Source organism: Bradyrhizobium sp. CAR08 (assembly GCF_052871955.1).
Genome location: NZ_JBIXJX010000002.1, coordinates 530,614 through 546,077, shown reverse-complemented (window position 1 = coordinate 546,077; position 15,464 = coordinate 530,614). Strand labels below are relative to the sequence as shown.

The window sequence follows — 15,464 nt, the reverse complement described above, 5'->3', positions numbered from 1 at the left end:
CGCATCGGTGCCCGAGACGAACGACCCCAAACCTGACGACCACAAGCCAGACGCCCCCAAGCCGGACGAGGGGCGCGCCGATGGCGGGCTGGCGCGGGCCTACGATCGGATCAAGAGCGCGGAGCAAGACCTTGCGCGGCTGGACCGGCTGGTTTCCGGAATGGAACGCGGCAGCGAAATCCCAGCGGCCTCGCGAGCAAGCGCCGGTGCGGAGGCTGTCGAGACTCCCAAGGACAAGGCTCCCGAGGCCAAGACTCTCAAGAGCACGGCGCCGGCGCCGGATAGCAGGGTTCGCAGTCAAGGCCTGAGGGGAGATCGGCCCATGCTGCGCGCTTTGGTCGGCCTCGTGCTGGCGATCGGCATTCTCGGCGCCGCCTTCGCTTCGCAATACAGCGATCGGGCCAGGTCTATGACCAAATCGATCATGGCGCGATGGGCTCCGCCGGCCGGGACTGAGCCTCGCCAAGCGTCCGCGGTTGAAACTCCGGCGCAACCGCCGGCGGTGCAACTGGCTGCCGCGGATGAGCCCGGCACGGTGCCCGCGCCGCCGGCCGGCAAGGACACGGAGAGCAATGCAGGGTTTGACGCTTCAAGACCAGCTGCTTCAAGACCCGACGCTCCAACAACGGGCGCCACGACGCCCGACCCCTCGTCGTCCGATCTCGCGCAATCGCTCAAGACCATCACCAGCGAGCTTGCGAACATCAACGGAAAGCTCGAGCAACTGAAAAGCCGCAACGAGCAGACGCTGCGCGAGCAGGCCGACACCATTCAGCAGCTCAAGGCGGCGCAGGAGAAGGATGCGGCGGCCAATGCGCGCCTTGCCGCACAGGTCCAGGCGCTGCAAAAGGAGCTGACGACGTCATCCGCATCGTCATCCGCACCTGCGTCCGCGAAACCCGCCGCGCGTAGCGTGATCACCAACGAGACCGCTGCGCCCGCACGGCCGCACGTGCAAGCGGCCGCACCTCGGCGACCCCGGCCGTCGCGAGGGCCCTGGATGCCCCCGCCCTATATGGTCGATCCCTACTATGGGGATCCGGATTGGTGAGCCCGCGGGGCGGATGAGCTGACGTTACGGAGCCGCCAATCGAAGGCGGCCCCGGATGTTGCGTTGGTGCGGCTAGCGCCAACCGCGATGACGGCCCCTGCTCCAGCCGTAGTGATGACCGCGGCCGCCACGTCCCATGTGACCGTGGCCATGTCCATGGCCTCCGCGCGCGAGAATCACCGGACTGTCGGAGCCAGCGACCAACGTCTCAGCCGCAACGCGGGGCATGGCAGAAGCGGAAAATGTCGACATTGCCGCGATTGCGCACGCGGCAACGCCGATCAACAAATGACGTATCATGTTGGGGATTCTCCAGGAGCCGCGTGATAGCGGCAGAGATGAATGCTTCCGCCGCCCCAGAGTTCCATCGAAACATCAGGGAACGGCAATGAACGCGAGCCCTTCTGCGCCGGCACGCACGCTCGCGGACCGGCATCAATCACGCGGCGAGATCTGAAGCTCCATCAACGCCATGCGCTCCAGGACAGCGGGGTCTCGCTCGCCCTCCTTCGCTGTGCGAAGGATTGTTTCCGCGATCGACCGGACATGCGCGGAGCTGACCGGGGCCGGCAGTGACGCCACCGCCGTGTCCAGCGCAGTTTTCATGATGCCGATGGTTTCAGGCGTAAAAGATGCATTCGAAAAGTCTAACATGCTGGATCCGATCCGGAGGTCATCACGAGCGTCTTTGCCGCGGGCGTCTCACCGGCGCCTGATGCGGCTGCGTGAGCAAGGGTCACCAACGCCGGCCCCAGCTGCCGCGCCAGCTGCTTCCCCATCCACCACCACCGCGCACCAGCCGGACGACGAGGAGCAGCAGGACCGCGCCTACGGTCGCGTTGACGATCGCGCTGATCATGCCGCTGCCGAGATGCACGCCGAGCTGAGGCAACAACCAGCTGCCGACAAACGCGCCCAGGATTCCGATGATGATATCGCCGATGATCCCAAAGCCGGTCCCGCGGACGATCTGGCCCGCCAGCCAGCCGGCGACGAGACCGACAAACAAGATCACCAAAAGGCTTTCGCCGGACATTCTCATTTTGTGACCTCGATCACTTGGTTGAAATGGCTGCTGATCTGCGCAATCCGGTCGACCAGGGCCGTCAGATGTCGCGGTAATGGGTCGTGCTCACCCCGAAGCCTGATCCGAAGGCGGTCTGCTATTTCATGAGAGATCGCCAGGCTGGAGCCGCGGTCGATCTGAATGGCATTGCGAACATGGGGGTTGTTCATGAAGGTTTCCGGTTGATACGCACGGAGGACGCTTCGCGCCGAGTCGCACTCACAACGCGACTGCGGTCTTTAACTCAGGCGAGGATCGGAGGTTCGATCTCGCAACGCTCGGGGATCACTGACACAACAGCCCCATCGAGCAAGAGTTCCTTCCGATTACAACTTATGTTTGAAATTCATCGGTCGCGTACAAGCCAACGCGGGATGCAAAGCTCTTGTTATCGCCGACTCATCTATTTTGCAGCTTTTTCGGATATCGAGGCATCAATCGTCTTTAAACCAGAAATAGAATCGGAACTGCAGCCCGTCGAGACCGTTCGTTCCCATGGCTGACGTTCGTCGGCATCATATTCAAATGAATTGAAAGAGATCAGATGAAACATACTTTGCTGGCTTCCGTCGCCGTTGTGGCGTTGTTCGCTGCGACCGGCACTGCAATGGCTCAAGGCGTCAATCAGGGCGGCGCCAAGGGTGCGGAGTCCCCCGCTGCCGTTTCGCCGAAAGCCGAAACCGCGGCACCGATGAATGCACCCACAGCAAAGGACGCCCCCACCGCGGCACCGCACGGCTCGCCGGCAGCGGCAACGCCGCAGCACGCACAGGGCGCGCCTGACGCAAAGCACTCCGGCGACGTCAAGGCCGATGGCAAGGCGAAGACCACGGAAACAATGGCCCCGGCCACCAGTTCGAAGCCGACTGCCGACAGCAAGACGCCCGGCGAGATGAAGGCGAATGGGATGACCAAGGCGCCCGATTCGGCCACCACGTCGAAGGACGTGAAGACCCCGACCGCCGAGAGCAAGCCTTCGGCGCCCGAGGGCAAGACGACCGGCAATGCCGCTACCACGGCGGTCGCGGCGCCTCCCGCCGAAAAGCGTACCCAGATCACTTCGGCCATCAAGCAGGAGAAGGTCGAGGAAGTCACCAACGTGAACTTCAACATCTCGATCGGCACCACCGTCCCGGCAGGCGTTCGTTATCATGCGATCCCGAGCCGCATCGTCGAAATCTATCCGGAGTGGCGCGGATACGAGTTCATTCTGGTGCACGGCAGGTACGTCATTCTTCGTCCGCACACCCACGAGATCGTCTATATCATCGAGGGCTAAGCGAAATCCGACGGATGACGCGCAAACCGAAAGGGCGGCTTATGGCCGCCCTTTTGTCGTTCGGCCCCACGCGATCATGATGGGTTTCGCAAGGGCTCAATCCGCCCGAACGGCTGCATATCCATTCACCCCTCTCCCAAGCCGAGAATGAAGGTTTCAAGATCGGGCGCGAGTTCGTTTGTGTTCGGGAAATCGGCGAACATGTCGCCACCGTCCACCGGTTCATGCTCGTGATCCCAGTAGAAGACCTGGCCATAACTGTCCTCCTCCAGACTCAGCAGGAACAGGTCGCCGCCGGGATCGGGAGCGAAGGGGCAGCTCAGTCGGGGAATTCGATTCATGCCCCGATACACATCGTAATTGTCGATGACGCCGTAGCTGTCGGTCGGATGCGTCGTGAACAGCACGTCCAAAACGGTGCGGTCGTTGCGCCAAGGCAGCTCGACGCCGCAGCGGTCGAAGCCGCCGCCGTCCGATTGCGCCAGTAGCTCCTTGTAGGGCGCGGGCAACGGCGCACCGATGTGTTGCTCCAGCGCACGGATGGCGTTGGAGGGCGCCGGTGGCCGTCGGTCGTCCATGAGATCCAGATAGTTCATCGGCCTAACTTTGTGCCCCGTGGGTCATCAAAGCGCCCGCGCCAGTGAGCCAACCGCCTCACCACACAACCAGATTGGTGTGGCCGAATCCCTTGGCGTAGTGGAACACCGAGCCCGTATGCTTCAGACCATCGCTTCGGTATCTGCCACTGGACGTTTTCCGCCGTCCGGATCTCCCGAGCGAAGCGTCCGGCTTCCGGCAGAGAAAATGTCCTGCACCAACCCGAGCTTGCCGAGTCCCAAAATGATCAGGCCGTTGATGTCGATCTCGTACCAGGCGTGCGAAATGTAGGCGTCGCGCGGAAACCGGTGATGGTTGTTGTGCAGGCCTTCACCGAAGGTGAGGATCGTGGTCACGAACTCGTTGGTGGTGCCGTCGTCGAGATCGAAGCGGCGGTAGCCGTAGCGGCCGTCGCTGTGGCAGACCGAGTTGACCAGCGAGGTCGCCATGGTCATGAGGTAGCTGCGGAACAGGCCGGAGAACAGGATGCAGCCGGTCATCGTGTGCACGCCGCCAAACGCGTAGCCGATCGCGCCCGGAATAATCACTGCCGAGAGCGCGTACCAGTACCAGCGCGTCCTGGTGAAGAACATGGCGATCGGATCGGCCAGGATATCCTTGGCGTAGTATTCGGCATCCGTGGTGGCCTGGTCCCACACCCAGCCGCCTTGCGCATGCATCATCCCCTTGGCGAAGGTGACATAGGGGTTGCCGTCGCCGTCATAGTAAGGGCTGTGGACGTCGCCGGGCTTGTCGGAGTGAAGATGATGCCGGCGATGATTGCTCACCCATTTCAGGATCGAGCCCTGCACCGCCATGGTGGCGATGGCCGCGAACAGCGTCCGCATCACCGGACCGCAGCGGAAGCTGCGGTGCACGAAGTAGCGGTGCATGAAGCCGATGCCGACCGTGGACAGCGCGAACGTGCCGGCGAAGACCGAAACCTCCACCCAGCCGATGCCTTGCCAGAAGGCCCAGACCAGCGCCGCGATCGACCCACCGATCATGATGACGAAGGAGATGTAGGAATCGCGAAACTTGGCGTCGACCACGGGACCTTCGACCAGTACGCCCGGCGGCATTTTCCGCTCCGCAGCTTCCGCCGGCACCACGCTTTCGATTACGGTCATTCCAGCCGATCCATTCACACAAAATTAACCCTGCTGCGGCGCACAGTACAACCTCGGGTTATTTCCATCAAGGATTCGAGCTGCCGGGGGAGTACGGAGCGGCGACTTGAAAACAGGCGACCAGAGGAAAAAGAAGCCGGATTTCAAGGCCTGGTGACAGCGTTAACCAGGTACAAAGCCTCCGCAATGCACTCCCAGAAGACCGATGCCAGGACAAAGCAAGCGCCCCCTCCCTCGCCTTCGCAAGCTCCGGCGTAGCGCGCGATCGATGCGAAAGACCTTCGCGCGCGCACCGCGGATGGTTCGGATCGCGGGCGGCGCGGCGATGCTGCTTGCGGTCCTCGTCCTCGTGAACATCGCCTATCAAACGGTGCGCAAGCCGACCGAGCTGTTCGTCCTAGTCGGCCATGCGCTCGACAAGGAGCCATCGGACACGTGGCGGCAATACGGGCCGCTGTTCCGCAAGCATTCCACCGCGACGATCACGCCGGAATTGCTGGCCGCGCTGGCGCAGGTCGAGACATCGGGCAATCCGCTCGCGCGCACCTACTGGCGCTGGCGATGGAGCTTCAATCCGCTCGCGATCTACCGGCCCGCCTCCAGCGCCGTCGGCCTCTTCCAGATGCTGGATGGAGCCTATGCCGACGCCGCGCGGTTCTGCGTTCGCGGCAACGCGGTCACGGAAGCCGGCTGCGGCTCGCCCTTCCTCTATGTCCGCGCGATTCCGAGCCACGCCATCGAGCTGGCATCGGTGTATCTCGACCGCAATGTCGCCGATGTTCTCGCCCGCGCGGGGGATGTGAAGGCGAGTGCACGCGAGAGGCAGGATCTCGCCGCCTTCATCCATCTCTGCGGCGCAGGCCCCGCAACGGCCTTCGCACGCCGCAAGTTTCAAATGGCCGCCGACGATCGCTGCGGCGATCACCTCGTCGCGAGCTATGTCGCCAGGGTCAACGCGATGAAGCGGCAGTTTGTGCGGCTCGCCGCGGAGGACGGCGACTAGCAAAGGAGCGTAGCCCGGATGAGCGAAGCGACATCCGGGAATGCTGCGGCAACGTCCCGGATATCGCTTCGCTCATCCGGGCTACAGGAGCCAATCAATTCCGCGTCCGTCGGTGGCCTTCACCACCAGTACGGCCAGCGCCATCCCTCGTAGCGGACATATGACGATACCAAGGGCGGGCCGTAGGGATCGACCCGGTCGTCTTCCGGGCGATAACGATAGCGTGGAACGATATTGTAATCCCAAGGCGTCGGCCGGAGCACGGGGACATCCACCCTCAGCCGTTGTTCATCCACCACTCGCGCCTTCCGCGCCCGGGCTTCGGCATCCGATATCCCGAGATTGCACAGCACCAAGGCGGTTCCGAGCGCACACGCGACAGTCATGATCTTCATGCGTTGGTCTCCTTCCCCCAAGAGTGCAAAAGGACGTCAAGCAAGGCAAGCGAATTTGCGATCAAGCTTTGCCGGAATGACCGATGCCGCGCCCCGCCGTCATTGCGAGCGGAGCGAAGCAATCCAGACTGTCGACCGTGGCCCTTACTCCCGCGCGCGCCGCACCGCCTCCGTCAGCTTCATCCTCTGCTTGTCCCACCGGCTCTGCTCCGTCTCGGCACGCTCCTCGAGCGCCGCGCGCTCAGCTTCGATTGCCTCCGTCCGCGATTCGTGCTCCCGCCTCGCTTCGTCCAGCGCCGCCTGCGCGCTCGCGACCGCCTTGTCGCGGCGCGCGCGCTCCTTGGCGCTAGCGGCCTCCTCCTTGCGGCGCTCGGCTTCCCGCCGCCGCTCTTCCTTCTCGAATGCCGCGGCGGCCTTGCGCACCTGTTGATCGTCGATCTTGCGGGATGGTTGCTTTGCAGCCTCCGCCGGAAGCTTTCTCGGCTTGGACTTCGCTTTGGGCTTGGCTTTGCGGTTCGGCCCGGCCTCGTCGTCAGCGAGATCGGTTGGCAACTCGGAATGCTCGGTGAACGGGCCGTCCGATCCGACCGGGCGCCGGAGCACCACGCCCGGCTTCTCCATCGTTGCCGCGACGATGTCGGGGTCGTCGGTCTCCTTCGCGGCGCCCTGATGGAACAGATTGGACCTGGCGCCCCAGGCGTCCAACGCCGCCTTCATCGAGGGCGCGGCGATCGCCTGGTCGTAGAAGCCGAGCGAGGTCTGGTAGGTCTTGAGTTTTCTTTTTGGTTTTGCTTTTTTCGGCATGTCGCTCCGCAGCTGGCAAGCCACCAGCTTCCTGCGGCGCCATCATGCCATACTGCCCCTGTTTTGCCCGACGAGTCAAATTCGATTCGGTATCGCCGAAGTCGATGCGGGGCGCGTAGGCCCAATACCAACGTTTTCGGATTTCCAACACACTGAAATCCCTCGAGATTTCTACTGTGCATGGGGTTGTTTTGGACGTTTTTGTTTTGACGGCTCGCCACCTACGCTGCGTCGACATCCTCAGGCGCCGGCCCCGCGACGAGCCCGTCGAGGCCGACCATCAGGAGATCGGCGATGTGCATGAGCTGGTAGAGCGGAATGTCCGCCTCACCCTGCTCGGCCAGCGACACGAAGACCGGCGTGGCGCCGATCAGCTCTGCGAGCTGCGTTTGCGTGTAGCCGCGCCTCTCGCGCGCGCTTCTCACGCGCGCACCGATCCCGAGCCGGTGCCGGGACTGCTCGTCCGCGGTCATCATCACGGCCTGCTCGTCCGCGCTGGCATAGCCGTCCGCGAACGCGCTGCCGATCAGCCTCCCCTTGCGCCAGGCGACCCGGCAGTCCTTGCGCAGTCCGCTGCTGAAGACCAGCGTGAACTGCTCGGCGACCCAGAGCGAGGCGTTGAGGCCGAGGCGCGCGCCGGTGCCGGAGACATCGCGGATCGTGCAGGGCGCGCTGATGACCTTGCCGGTGCCGTTGTCGAACTCGACAATGCCGGTCCGCAAAATGTGATGTCTGACGGCGGCGCGATGCTCGCTCATGACGGGACGCTCCTTGCGCGGCGACGTCGCAGCCGCAAATTCCGGACCTCGATACCGCAGAGTTTTTCCTGAACTCCTAAATTTCCAAGGGTTCGACCAGGACTGAAAGCCATGGTAAAGGATTTGCTCCCAATCCATCTTTATCCGACGGACAGCGTGCGGCGCGCCCGTGACGGGCGACGAGGCGAATAATGACCGACGCGATGAAATGCCCGACCTGCAACTCCGAGCACGCCTATCAGGATCGCGGCCTCTGGGTCTGCCCGGAATGCGGCCATGAATGGAGCGGCACGGCAGAGGCCGTCGCGGACGCCGCGCAAGAGGCCGGCGTGCGCGATGCCAACGGCAATGCGCTCGCCGACGGCGACAGCGTCATCGTGATGAAGGATCTCAAGGTCAAGGGCTCCTCCTCCGTGGTCAAGGGTGGCACCAAGGTCCGCAACATCCGCCTGCAGGACGCTACCGACGGCCACAACATCGCCTGCAAGATCGACGGCATCGGCGCGATGAACCTGAAATCGGAGTTCGTGAGGAAGGCGTAGCCGAGGCCCCGGACTCGCCAGGGCAAATCCGCCAGCGAGCGCGCCGAACGGCTGGGGCGGGAGCTGACCTGCCGCGGCGTCAAGTTTACCACCATCGAATGGTAAGCGCCGTCTGGAGGCTGCGATCTATCGCTGTCTCTGCGCCAGATAGAATCCGCACAGCACCGTCACCAATCCCGCCGTCTGCAATAGTGTCGGCGGCTCGCCGAGCAGGAGCCAACCGGTGAGCACCGTCAGCGCGGGCACGCAGGCGGGGACAACGGCGGCGCGGGCGACGCCGAGGCGTTGGACCGAGACGGCGAACAGATAAAGCGCAGCCGGGCCTGCAAGCACGCCCTGTGCCAGCGCCTGGATGGCGTTCTCACCGACACCGATCGCCGCGATCCGCGCGAGTCCGCCGGTCATGAGGTAGATCGGCAGCAACAGCAGCGACAGCACGTTGATGACGAGCGCAGCCGACACGGCGGAGACCCGCCAGTGGCGCACCAGCGCGCCGAAACCCGCGAACATCAACCCGGTCAGCACGAAGGTCAGATCGCCGAGCACGCCGTCAACGCCGATATGACCGATAGATTCCGCGCCGATCACGCCGAGCCCGCCGACGATGACGACAGCGCCGGCGATGCGCGACCAGGAGACATGCTCTTTCAGGAACAAGGCCGCGAGCAGCAGGCCGCCAAGCGTCGCGCAGGAGGGCTGGATCACGCTGCCATGGCCGAGCGGCACGAACAGAAAGCCAGTGTAGGAGATCAGCGACATCACCGGGCCGCCGAGCACCATCAGCGCAAGGCCCCTGCCCCAGCCGATGCCGCAGAGATCGGAGATTCCGCCGCGTATCACCAGCGGCAGGAACGCGATGCCGGACCAGACATAGCGATGCACGAGCAGATCGACCGGCGTGAAGCCGAGCTTGAGGCCATGCCGCGTGCCGGCAAAGCCGAGCGCCCAGAACAGCGCGGCGGCGAGGCCGCAGAGCACGCCGACAAGCGCCGGCGCTTGATCGTTCTTCCGAATGCGAGCGTCAGCGCCGCTCGTCCGCTGATCCATGGGACAAAGCGGTACGCCGACAGAGGCCGTCGCTCAACCCATGTGCCTGCAAGGCTGGCACGCAAGCGAGAGACGCCAGCGCGCCTTCGCTCAGAAAAATCCCGTGCTGAGATCGAGCCCATACGTCAGGCTGAGCACGAACACGAACAGCGCGGCGGCTGCGAACAAGGCGAGATGCTTGAGAATGAACGCGCGGGGCGAGACGCTTGCAACAACGGCTTTCTGTGCAACGGGCATGACTACTCCATTATGAAAATGATTCTTGGCTGCTAAATATGCGGCGCCCGCATCAAGCGCCGCGATCCGGAAAGCAACTATTAAAGAGATCACACTCGCTTTGAACGGCCGTACACAACCGGCACGTGATCATGACTCGCTGCGCCAAAAAAAGACCGCGCTCCCGAAAGGGAACGCGGTCCGGGCAGACTCGGAGAAAGCGAGCCTGCATCACATTGGCTTGACGTTGGCTTGTGGCGCCCCCAGATCAGCGGGCGCTACCCGTCGTAACATCAGCGGTCTTCACCTTGCGCGGCGACAGAACGCGGGCCTGGTGGACCGAAGCAACGTTGGTGGGCGCCGAGGCCTGCTGCTCGACATGCGCGGCACCGAGCACGCGCACCTGCATCGGGGAGACCGGAAAGCCGTTCGCCTCATAAGTCGGCAGTTCGGCGGCGAAAGCCGCGGTGCTGCCCGCGACCGTCAGGATGGCGGCGGCGATCGACAGAGTCTTCTTGTTCATGGGTGATGCTCCTTCAGTGGAAGATTCGGAGCACACTTAAGCGCATTTTGCTGCATTGCGATATGCGCTGTTGCAACGCAACAACGCGCCGGATGCATGGCAATATGTTTAATGCGCGCAATGTCTTGGCAAAATCACCGCCCCGGCGCGAAATGACACTTTAATGAGCAGCGGTCAGCCGCCGAGCACGTGGCCCCAGCCGTCGAAAACGTAGCCTTTCCAAATCACGGTTCCGTCTTGGCCCGGCCGGCTGGCACGCCTGAAATCGTCGGCCTGCTCAGCAGTCCAGGTGATGATCGTATCGGAGAGTTGGTCGTGCAGGATGGCGGGCTCGGTGGGATCGAAGGCGTCCATCGGACGAAGCGAGGAATGCGTCATGCGCGCCTAACGCGCTAGCCGTGACAAGGTTGCCCAACGTGCCTGCGAAACACCGCCACGCGGCCTGCGCCAAAATATTCGCCTTTATCGAATTTTGCACAACGCTGGCGAGCAAGCGCCCGTGGAACCGGAACCCGCGTTGCCGCCGCGCAACACCTGCTCGAAAAGCCCGCTTTCGCCGAATTGCGCCATTGCGCCGCCACACCCTCCCCAGAACAATCGACGCGCGGCGTGCCTTTTCGTGCAAGACTGTTTGGCCAAGACTGTCTGGTCAGACTGTTCGGAGAAGACGAGGTTCAACAGAACCGTTTGGAGGCAGGGATCATGAATGATCGGCGGTCTCTTCTGGTGGCGGTCTCCTGCCCCTCGGCGGTTCTCGCCGGCTGGCTGGCGCTCTCTCTGTCCGCCTATGCCCCGGCCCTCATCGAGAACAGCGGCGCCAATGCTTCCGCCGTCTCGCGCGCGAAGGATCTCAGCCGACTTGACCTCGCCGACATCCCGCACGCTGCGGCCATCGAGGACGGCGTCGCCCTGACCTCCGATATCGCGGCCGCTATCGCTGCGACACCAGAATTGGTCAATGCTGAAGCGGCAGCGCCCGAGGCGCCAGCTCCGGCCATCAAGCTCGCCTCGGCCGACCCAGTGCTGATCTTGCCGACCGAAGCGCCGCTCGCGCCGCAGATGTCGCCTGACCCGACACCAGTCGCCAGCGAGGTTGCTCCGGCTCCGGCGCCGGAGCCCTTGGTAAAGCTCGCATCCGCCGATCCCACTGAGATCGTGACGACGGAGGCGCTGTCGCCCGCGACAATCGCGACCGGCCCCGCGCCCGTGGCGAGCAAGGCCTCGGCGTCTGCGGACACGACCGCGGTCCTCGACGAATGCTACGTGATGGAAGCCTGCATCGACCGCTATCTCTGGGCGCTCTACCAGCGCACGGCCAAGGAAGACTCGATCAAGGTCACAGATCGCCGGGCCGTCACCGTCAAGCGCAAGGGCAAGATGGTCACAGTGATGCGCAGCTTCACGAAGCTGGTTGACGAGGACTTTGGCTGGAAGGATCCGAAGGCGGCCGACCGCGCCGGCATGTCGATGATGGACTACGTCATCGGCGGCATGGACAAGAGTTTCAAGAAAAAGCTGTTTCGCACACTGCTCGCGGCTGAGGCTGCCGGGCTTTCGCCGGGCATCACCAGCGCGTTCCGCGACGACTATCGCCAGTCGATCGCGAGTGGCCTGAAGGCCGCCTCCGACCGTTCCTATCACGGCGGCAGCACGCGCGGCGGCTACGGGCACGGCATGGCGGCCGACATCGTCAGCACCAAGGGCGACAACCGCGCGCAGCGCTGGGTCTCGACCGAGGTGCTGTGGAAGTGGGTCGACGCCAATGGCAAGGCGCTCGGCATCGGCCGCCCCTATCTCGGCCGCGATCCCCCGCATGTCGGCCCGGTCGATGGTACGGAATACGTCTCGCGCCGAGGCACGTCGGACCGCAAGGAAGCCGACGTCAAGCCGAGAAAAGCGCGGGCCGTGGCAAGCGCAAAGCCGCCGAAGGCGAAGGCACAGGCGACGCGCGAGCAGAAGGTCCCCGCGAAGCCGCAGAAATCAGCGCAATCAGCCACGAAGCGCGCGACCTGAGTTTGACGGCTTATCGTCGCGGCGTCGGCAACGGCACAAGCCGCATCTCCGCGGTGCCTGCTTCCTGCGTGCGCACCAGCACCGCATAGATGGTTTCGACTGCGAGCCGCACCGCCGCCTCGGTCGCTGTGCCCTTGGCCAGATGCGCCGCGATCAGGCCGGTGAGAAGATCGCCGGTGCCTGAGGGGCGGATCGGAAGGCGCGGCGTCGCAAAGCGCGACAACTGACCGCCGGCGCACAGAATCGTTTCCACCTGCCCTTCCGCCGTATCAGTGAGCGTGCAACCGGTGGCGACCACGTCGATGCGCCCAGTCCCGGCCAGCGCCGCGCACGCCGCGCGCAGGCCCTGCGCATCCGCGATGTCGAGGCCTGCGAGCAGCCCGAGCTCGAACTGGTTCGGCGTGGTCAGATTGGCGGCGGGCAGCAGCCGGTGCCGGACCACGTCCAGGATGCCGTCGGCGACATAAACCCGGCCGTCATCGCCGATCACGGGGTCGCAGAGATAGACCAGCTTCGAATTGCGGGTCAGCGCCCGCTCGACGAAATCGGCAATGACAGCGGCATTGCTGGGCGAACCGAGATAGCCGGTAACGAGGACCGCAGCCTCGTCGACGAGATCGCGCTCTTCGACGCCTCTCAGCAGATCTGAAACGAGCTCTGTCTCCAGCACCCGCCCGCGCAAGGTCGGATAGCGCGGATGGTTCGACAGCAGCGTTGTCGGCACCGCCGCGACATTCACCCCTTCCGCCTGCATCGCATAGGCGGCGGCGCTGTTGCCGACATGGCCGTGGACCACCTGGCTTTGAATGGAGATGACGAGCATGAGGGAGGTCCGTAGGAGTAATTGTCTAGCGAGAGAAGGGTCGCCCGGATCACGAAAACTCATATCCAAGTCCCGGCCGCAGCGCTTGCATCTTCCGCGCCAGCCGCCGATGCCCGCTCTCCTCCGACCGCGCAAGCCGGCCGGCGACCGCGACGTGGTCCACATCGCTCTTGTGCTGATTGAGCTTGGCCTGCCCCTCGACGGTATCCACCACGAGATCGACGACGCGGATCGCAGCCAGCATGCTCTCGCGCTTGCCGGGCTCCATCTGTGCGAGGTCCCAAGTTTTTTTTGGCAAGCGCGCTTCCGAGACCGCGAGTAGTGCATCGCCGTGCCTGCGGTTCTCGTCGAGCCCGCGCAGATGCGCTACGCCCGACAGGTGCACGGCCTCGTAAAGCCAGGTCGAGACGTTGTCGCGCGAAGAATACCAGTCATTGGAGATGTAGGCGTCGTCGCCGGCAACGATCAGCAGAAAGCGCCCCGCACCATCCGCGAGCGGGACGAGCGGATTCCTGGCGGTGAAATGGATTTGCACGATCGTGTGCCCGTCGCGCTGCTCCAGCACGAAGGGCACATGCGAGGCGCGTGGACCGCGCTCATCCGCCGCGACGATCGTGCCGAAGCCGCGCTGGCTTGCGAATTCCAGCGCTTGCTGCTCCTCGATGCGGAATTGGGGGCGGAGGACATGCATGGCGGGGCGCTCGTTGACTGGCTGAAGGACAAACCGAGGCTAACTCATGATCCAGTCAAGTCAGAAGGGGTATTGGCCCGCAAACGCGGATGTCAGGAATGATCCCGGAGTCGTGCCAGCTCATCGATATAGGCGCAGAACATGTCGGCCATTGCGTCGGCGTGACGCGCGATCTCCGCCTCGTTGCGCGGTGTCTCCGAGAACTGCTTGCCAACCTCGCTCAGCGTCGTCTTGATCAACTCGCCGGCAAGCGCCCGCGTCGCATCCGGCGCCCTGGGCAGGGCCTCCCGCATGAAGGCCGCGACGATGCCCTTACCGGCGGCCCGCGCGTCGTGTGCTTCGGGCGCATCGCGATAGAGCGGCGCGGCGTCGCTGAGCGCCGTGCGGATCGCAGCCTCCTCGCACTCGGAACGAATGAAGGCGTGGACGAGCGCGCGCAGCCGTACCAGTGGCGGTTTCGCCCGGTCCGCCAGGATGCCGCGCAGGAGCTCGCTCGTGCGCCGCCACTCGTCGCTCTGGAGGCGGAACAGGATCGACGCCTTGTTCGGAAAATATTGATAGAGCGACCCGACGCTCACCCCGGCCCGCTCGGCCACTCGCGCCGTCGTGAAACGCTGCGCCCCCTCCTTGGCCAAGACCTGAACAGCCGCGTCCAGAATGGCCGCCACCAGCTCGTTCGAGCGGGCCTGCTGTGGCTGTTTTCGTGAGGAAACTGAATGGCTTCGGCGATCTGCCATGGCACCCTCGGGCAACGCGAATAGCGAATGCGACGAATTAGTCGTATTTCAATTCTCACGCAAGCACTCGCAGCACGGCGACATCTGGAGACTACACATGACCACCCCGACCATCACATCACTTGCGCCACTGCTCGATCGTCTGTTCGACCAGGACGAAGCGGCGCGCGGCGCGATGCGAGCCGCCTTCGCCGATGTGACCGACGCCGACCGCGCACGGATGATGCGGAGCAAGACCGCTTACCGCGACCTCTACGGGCGGCTGAAGGACGCACCGCTCGCGGTCTCCCGCGAGACCGGTCATCTGCTTTACATGCTCGCACGCAGCTCCCGCGCCAAAGCGATCGTCGAGTTCGGCACCTCGTTCGGCATCTCGACCCTGCACCTTGCCGCGGGCTTACGCGACAATGGCGGCGGCCGCCTCATCACCAGCGAATTCGAACCGTCCAAGGTGGCCCGGGCGCGCGAGAACCTCGCGGCCGGCGGGCTGCTGGACCTCGTCGAAATCCGCGAAGGCGACGCGCTGAAGATGCTTCAAGTCGACCTGCCCGACACGATCGATCTCGTGCTGCTCGACGGCGCCAAGGCGCTCTACCCCGATATCCTGGATCTGGTCGAAGGCCATCTCCGGCCGGGCGCGATCATCGTCGCCGACAACGCCGACGACAGCCCCGACTATCTGGCGCGCATGCGCAGCCCCGGAAGCGGCTACATGTCCACGGCCTTTGCCGAGGACGTCGAACTCTCCGTGCGGATCAACTAACGCCACGTCGAATCGGCGCGACACCA

21 protein-coding genes are annotated in these 15,464 nt (G+C 64.1%); 6 read left to right on the top strand and 15 right to left on the bottom strand.

Going from position 1 to position 15,464, the window contains the following annotated elements:
* The first annotated feature begins 7 nt into the window (after positions 1 to 7).
* Positions 8 to 1,051 (top strand): hypothetical protein, encoded by a 1,044-nt coding sequence (locus tag ACIPUD_RS06405; RefSeq protein ID WP_085384035.1) that lies wholly within the window; start codon positions 8 to 10, stop codon positions 1,049 to 1,051.
* A 435-nt stretch (positions 1,052 to 1,486) separates the two neighbouring features.
* On the opposite strand, the gene ACIPUD_RS06400 is transcribed toward ACIPUD_RS06405, so the two are convergent.
* From ACIPUD_RS06400 to ACIPUD_RS06390, 3 genes are all read right to left on the bottom strand, one after another.
* Complete coding sequence (locus ACIPUD_RS06400) at positions 1,487 to 1,705, bottom strand: hypothetical protein (RefSeq protein ID WP_007609614.1); 219 nt, start codon at positions 1,703 to 1,705, stop codon at positions 1,487 to 1,489.
* 82 nt (positions 1,706 to 1,787) lie between these two features.
* On the bottom strand, positions 1,788 to 2,093 hold the full coding sequence (locus ACIPUD_RS06395) for a GlsB/YeaQ/YmgE family stress response membrane protein (protein ID WP_085353548.1): 306 nt from the start codon (positions 2,091 to 2,093) through the stop codon (positions 1,788 to 1,790).
* The gene (locus tag ACIPUD_RS06390; RefSeq protein ID WP_085353549.1) at positions 2,090 to 2,287 is read right to left on the bottom strand and encodes a hypothetical protein; all 198 of its coding nucleotides are present in this window, start codon (positions 2,285 to 2,287) and stop codon (positions 2,090 to 2,092) included. The genes ACIPUD_RS06395 and ACIPUD_RS06390 overlap by 4 nt, the downstream gene beginning before the upstream one ends.
* 374 nt (positions 2,288 to 2,661) lie before the next feature.
* On the opposite strand from ACIPUD_RS06390, the gene ACIPUD_RS06385 reads away from it, so the two are divergent.
* Positions 2,662 to 3,396: a DUF1236 domain-containing protein gene (locus ACIPUD_RS06385; RefSeq protein WP_247368612.1), complete on the top strand. Its 735-nt coding sequence runs from the start codon at positions 2,662 to 2,664 to the stop codon at positions 3,394 to 3,396.
* Positions 3,397 to 3,521: 125 nt separating this feature from the next.
* Here ACIPUD_RS06385 and ACIPUD_RS06380 read toward each other — a convergent pair whose 3' ends face one another.
* Complete coding sequence (locus ACIPUD_RS06380; RefSeq protein WP_018454516.1) at positions 3,522 to 3,992, bottom strand: SMI1/KNR4 family protein; 471 nt, start codon at positions 3,990 to 3,992, stop codon at positions 3,522 to 3,524.
* A 123-nt stretch (positions 3,993 to 4,115) separates the two neighbouring features.
* Complete coding sequence (locus ACIPUD_RS06375) at positions 4,116 to 5,123, bottom strand: acyl-CoA desaturase (RefSeq protein ID WP_018454517.1); 1,008 nt, start codon at positions 5,121 to 5,123, stop codon at positions 4,116 to 4,118.
* A gap of 205 nt (positions 5,124 to 5,328) precedes the next feature.
* On the opposite strand from ACIPUD_RS06375, the gene ACIPUD_RS06370 reads away from it, so the two are divergent.
* A complete protein-coding gene (locus ACIPUD_RS06370; RefSeq protein ID WP_446480267.1) occupies positions 5,329 to 6,126 on the top strand; it encodes a lytic transglycosylase domain-containing protein in 798 nt (265 codons plus the stop codon).
* A gap of 119 nt (positions 6,127 to 6,245) precedes the next feature.
* Here the strand turns inward: ACIPUD_RS06370 and ACIPUD_RS06365 are convergent, their stop codons facing one another.
* The 3 genes from ACIPUD_RS06365 to ACIPUD_RS06355 form a co-directional block, all read right to left on the bottom strand.
* Positions 6,246 to 6,521 carry a hypothetical protein gene (locus tag ACIPUD_RS06365; protein WP_027517656.1) on the bottom strand — a complete coding sequence of 92 codons (276 nt, stop codon included), beginning with the start codon at positions 6,519 to 6,521 and terminating at the stop codon, positions 6,246 to 6,248.
* Between the two features lie 144 nt (positions 6,522 to 6,665).
* Positions 6,666 to 7,325, bottom strand: coding sequence for a cell envelope biogenesis protein TolA (locus ACIPUD_RS06360; protein ID WP_247368618.1), 660 nt, complete (start codon positions 7,323 to 7,325; stop codon positions 6,666 to 6,668).
* 221 nt (positions 7,326 to 7,546) lie between these two features.
* Positions 7,547 to 8,083, bottom strand: a complete 537-nt coding sequence (locus ACIPUD_RS06355; RefSeq protein WP_026232752.1) for a helix-turn-helix domain-containing protein — start codon at positions 8,081 to 8,083, stop codon at positions 7,547 to 7,549.
* A gap of 191 nt (positions 8,084 to 8,274) precedes the next feature.
* On the opposite strand from ACIPUD_RS06355, the gene ACIPUD_RS06350 reads away from it, so the two are divergent.
* A complete protein-coding gene (locus ACIPUD_RS06350) occupies positions 8,275 to 8,625 on the top strand; it encodes a zinc ribbon domain-containing protein YjdM (protein ID WP_018454521.1) in 351 nt (116 codons plus the stop codon).
* Between the two features lie 126 nt (positions 8,626 to 8,751).
* On the opposite strand, the gene ACIPUD_RS06345 is transcribed toward ACIPUD_RS06350, so the two are convergent.
* From ACIPUD_RS06345 to ACIPUD_RS06330, 4 genes are all read right to left on the bottom strand, one after another.
* A complete protein-coding gene (locus ACIPUD_RS06345; RefSeq protein WP_446480266.1) occupies positions 8,752 to 9,672 on the bottom strand; it encodes a DMT family transporter in 921 nt (306 codons plus the stop codon).
* A gap of 90 nt (positions 9,673 to 9,762) precedes the next feature.
* Positions 9,763 to 9,909: a hypothetical protein gene (locus tag ACIPUD_RS06340; protein ID WP_247368622.1), complete on the bottom strand. Its 147-nt coding sequence runs from the start codon at positions 9,907 to 9,909 to the stop codon at positions 9,763 to 9,765.
* 247 nt (positions 9,910 to 10,156) lie between these two features.
* Entirely contained in the window at positions 10,157 to 10,411 is a 255-nt protein-coding gene (locus ACIPUD_RS06335) for a hypothetical protein (RefSeq protein WP_204511048.1), read from the bottom strand.
* A 174-nt stretch (positions 10,412 to 10,585) separates the two neighbouring features.
* Positions 10,586 to 10,789 carry a hypothetical protein gene (locus tag ACIPUD_RS06330; protein WP_085353556.1) on the bottom strand — a complete coding sequence of 68 codons (204 nt, stop codon included), beginning with the start codon at positions 10,787 to 10,789 and terminating at the stop codon, positions 10,586 to 10,588.
* Between the two features lie 324 nt (positions 10,790 to 11,113).
* Here ACIPUD_RS06330 and ACIPUD_RS06325 point away from each other — a divergent pair, with 324 nt between their 5' ends.
* Positions 11,114 to 12,424, top strand: a complete 1,311-nt coding sequence (locus ACIPUD_RS06325; protein ID WP_446480265.1) for a hypothetical protein — start codon at positions 11,114 to 11,116, stop codon at positions 12,422 to 12,424.
* 10 nt (positions 12,425 to 12,434) lie between these two features.
* Here the strand turns inward: ACIPUD_RS06325 and pdxY are convergent, their stop codons facing one another.
* From pdxY to ACIPUD_RS06310, 3 genes are all read right to left on the bottom strand, one after another.
* Positions 12,435 to 13,247 (bottom strand): pyridoxal kinase, encoded by an 813-nt coding sequence (gene pdxY / locus ACIPUD_RS06320; protein ID WP_018454527.1) that lies wholly within the window; start codon positions 13,245 to 13,247, stop codon positions 12,435 to 12,437.
* Positions 13,248 to 13,296: 49 nt separating this feature from the next.
* Positions 13,297 to 13,938, bottom strand: coding sequence for an FMN-binding negative transcriptional regulator (locus ACIPUD_RS06315; protein ID WP_018454528.1), 642 nt, complete (start codon positions 13,936 to 13,938; stop codon positions 13,297 to 13,299).
* Positions 13,939 to 14,030: 92 nt separating this feature from the next.
* Positions 14,031 to 14,675 (bottom strand): TetR family transcriptional regulator, encoded by a 645-nt coding sequence (locus ACIPUD_RS06310; protein ID WP_026232754.1) that lies wholly within the window; start codon positions 14,673 to 14,675, stop codon positions 14,031 to 14,033.
* 97 nt (positions 14,676 to 14,772) lie between these two features.
* On the opposite strand from ACIPUD_RS06310, the gene ACIPUD_RS06305 reads away from it, so the two are divergent.
* On the top strand, positions 14,773 to 15,438 hold the full coding sequence (locus tag ACIPUD_RS06305; protein ID WP_018454530.1) for an O-methyltransferase: 666 nt from the start codon (positions 14,773 to 14,775) through the stop codon (positions 15,436 to 15,438).
* Positions 15,439 to 15,464 lie beyond the last annotated feature (26 nt).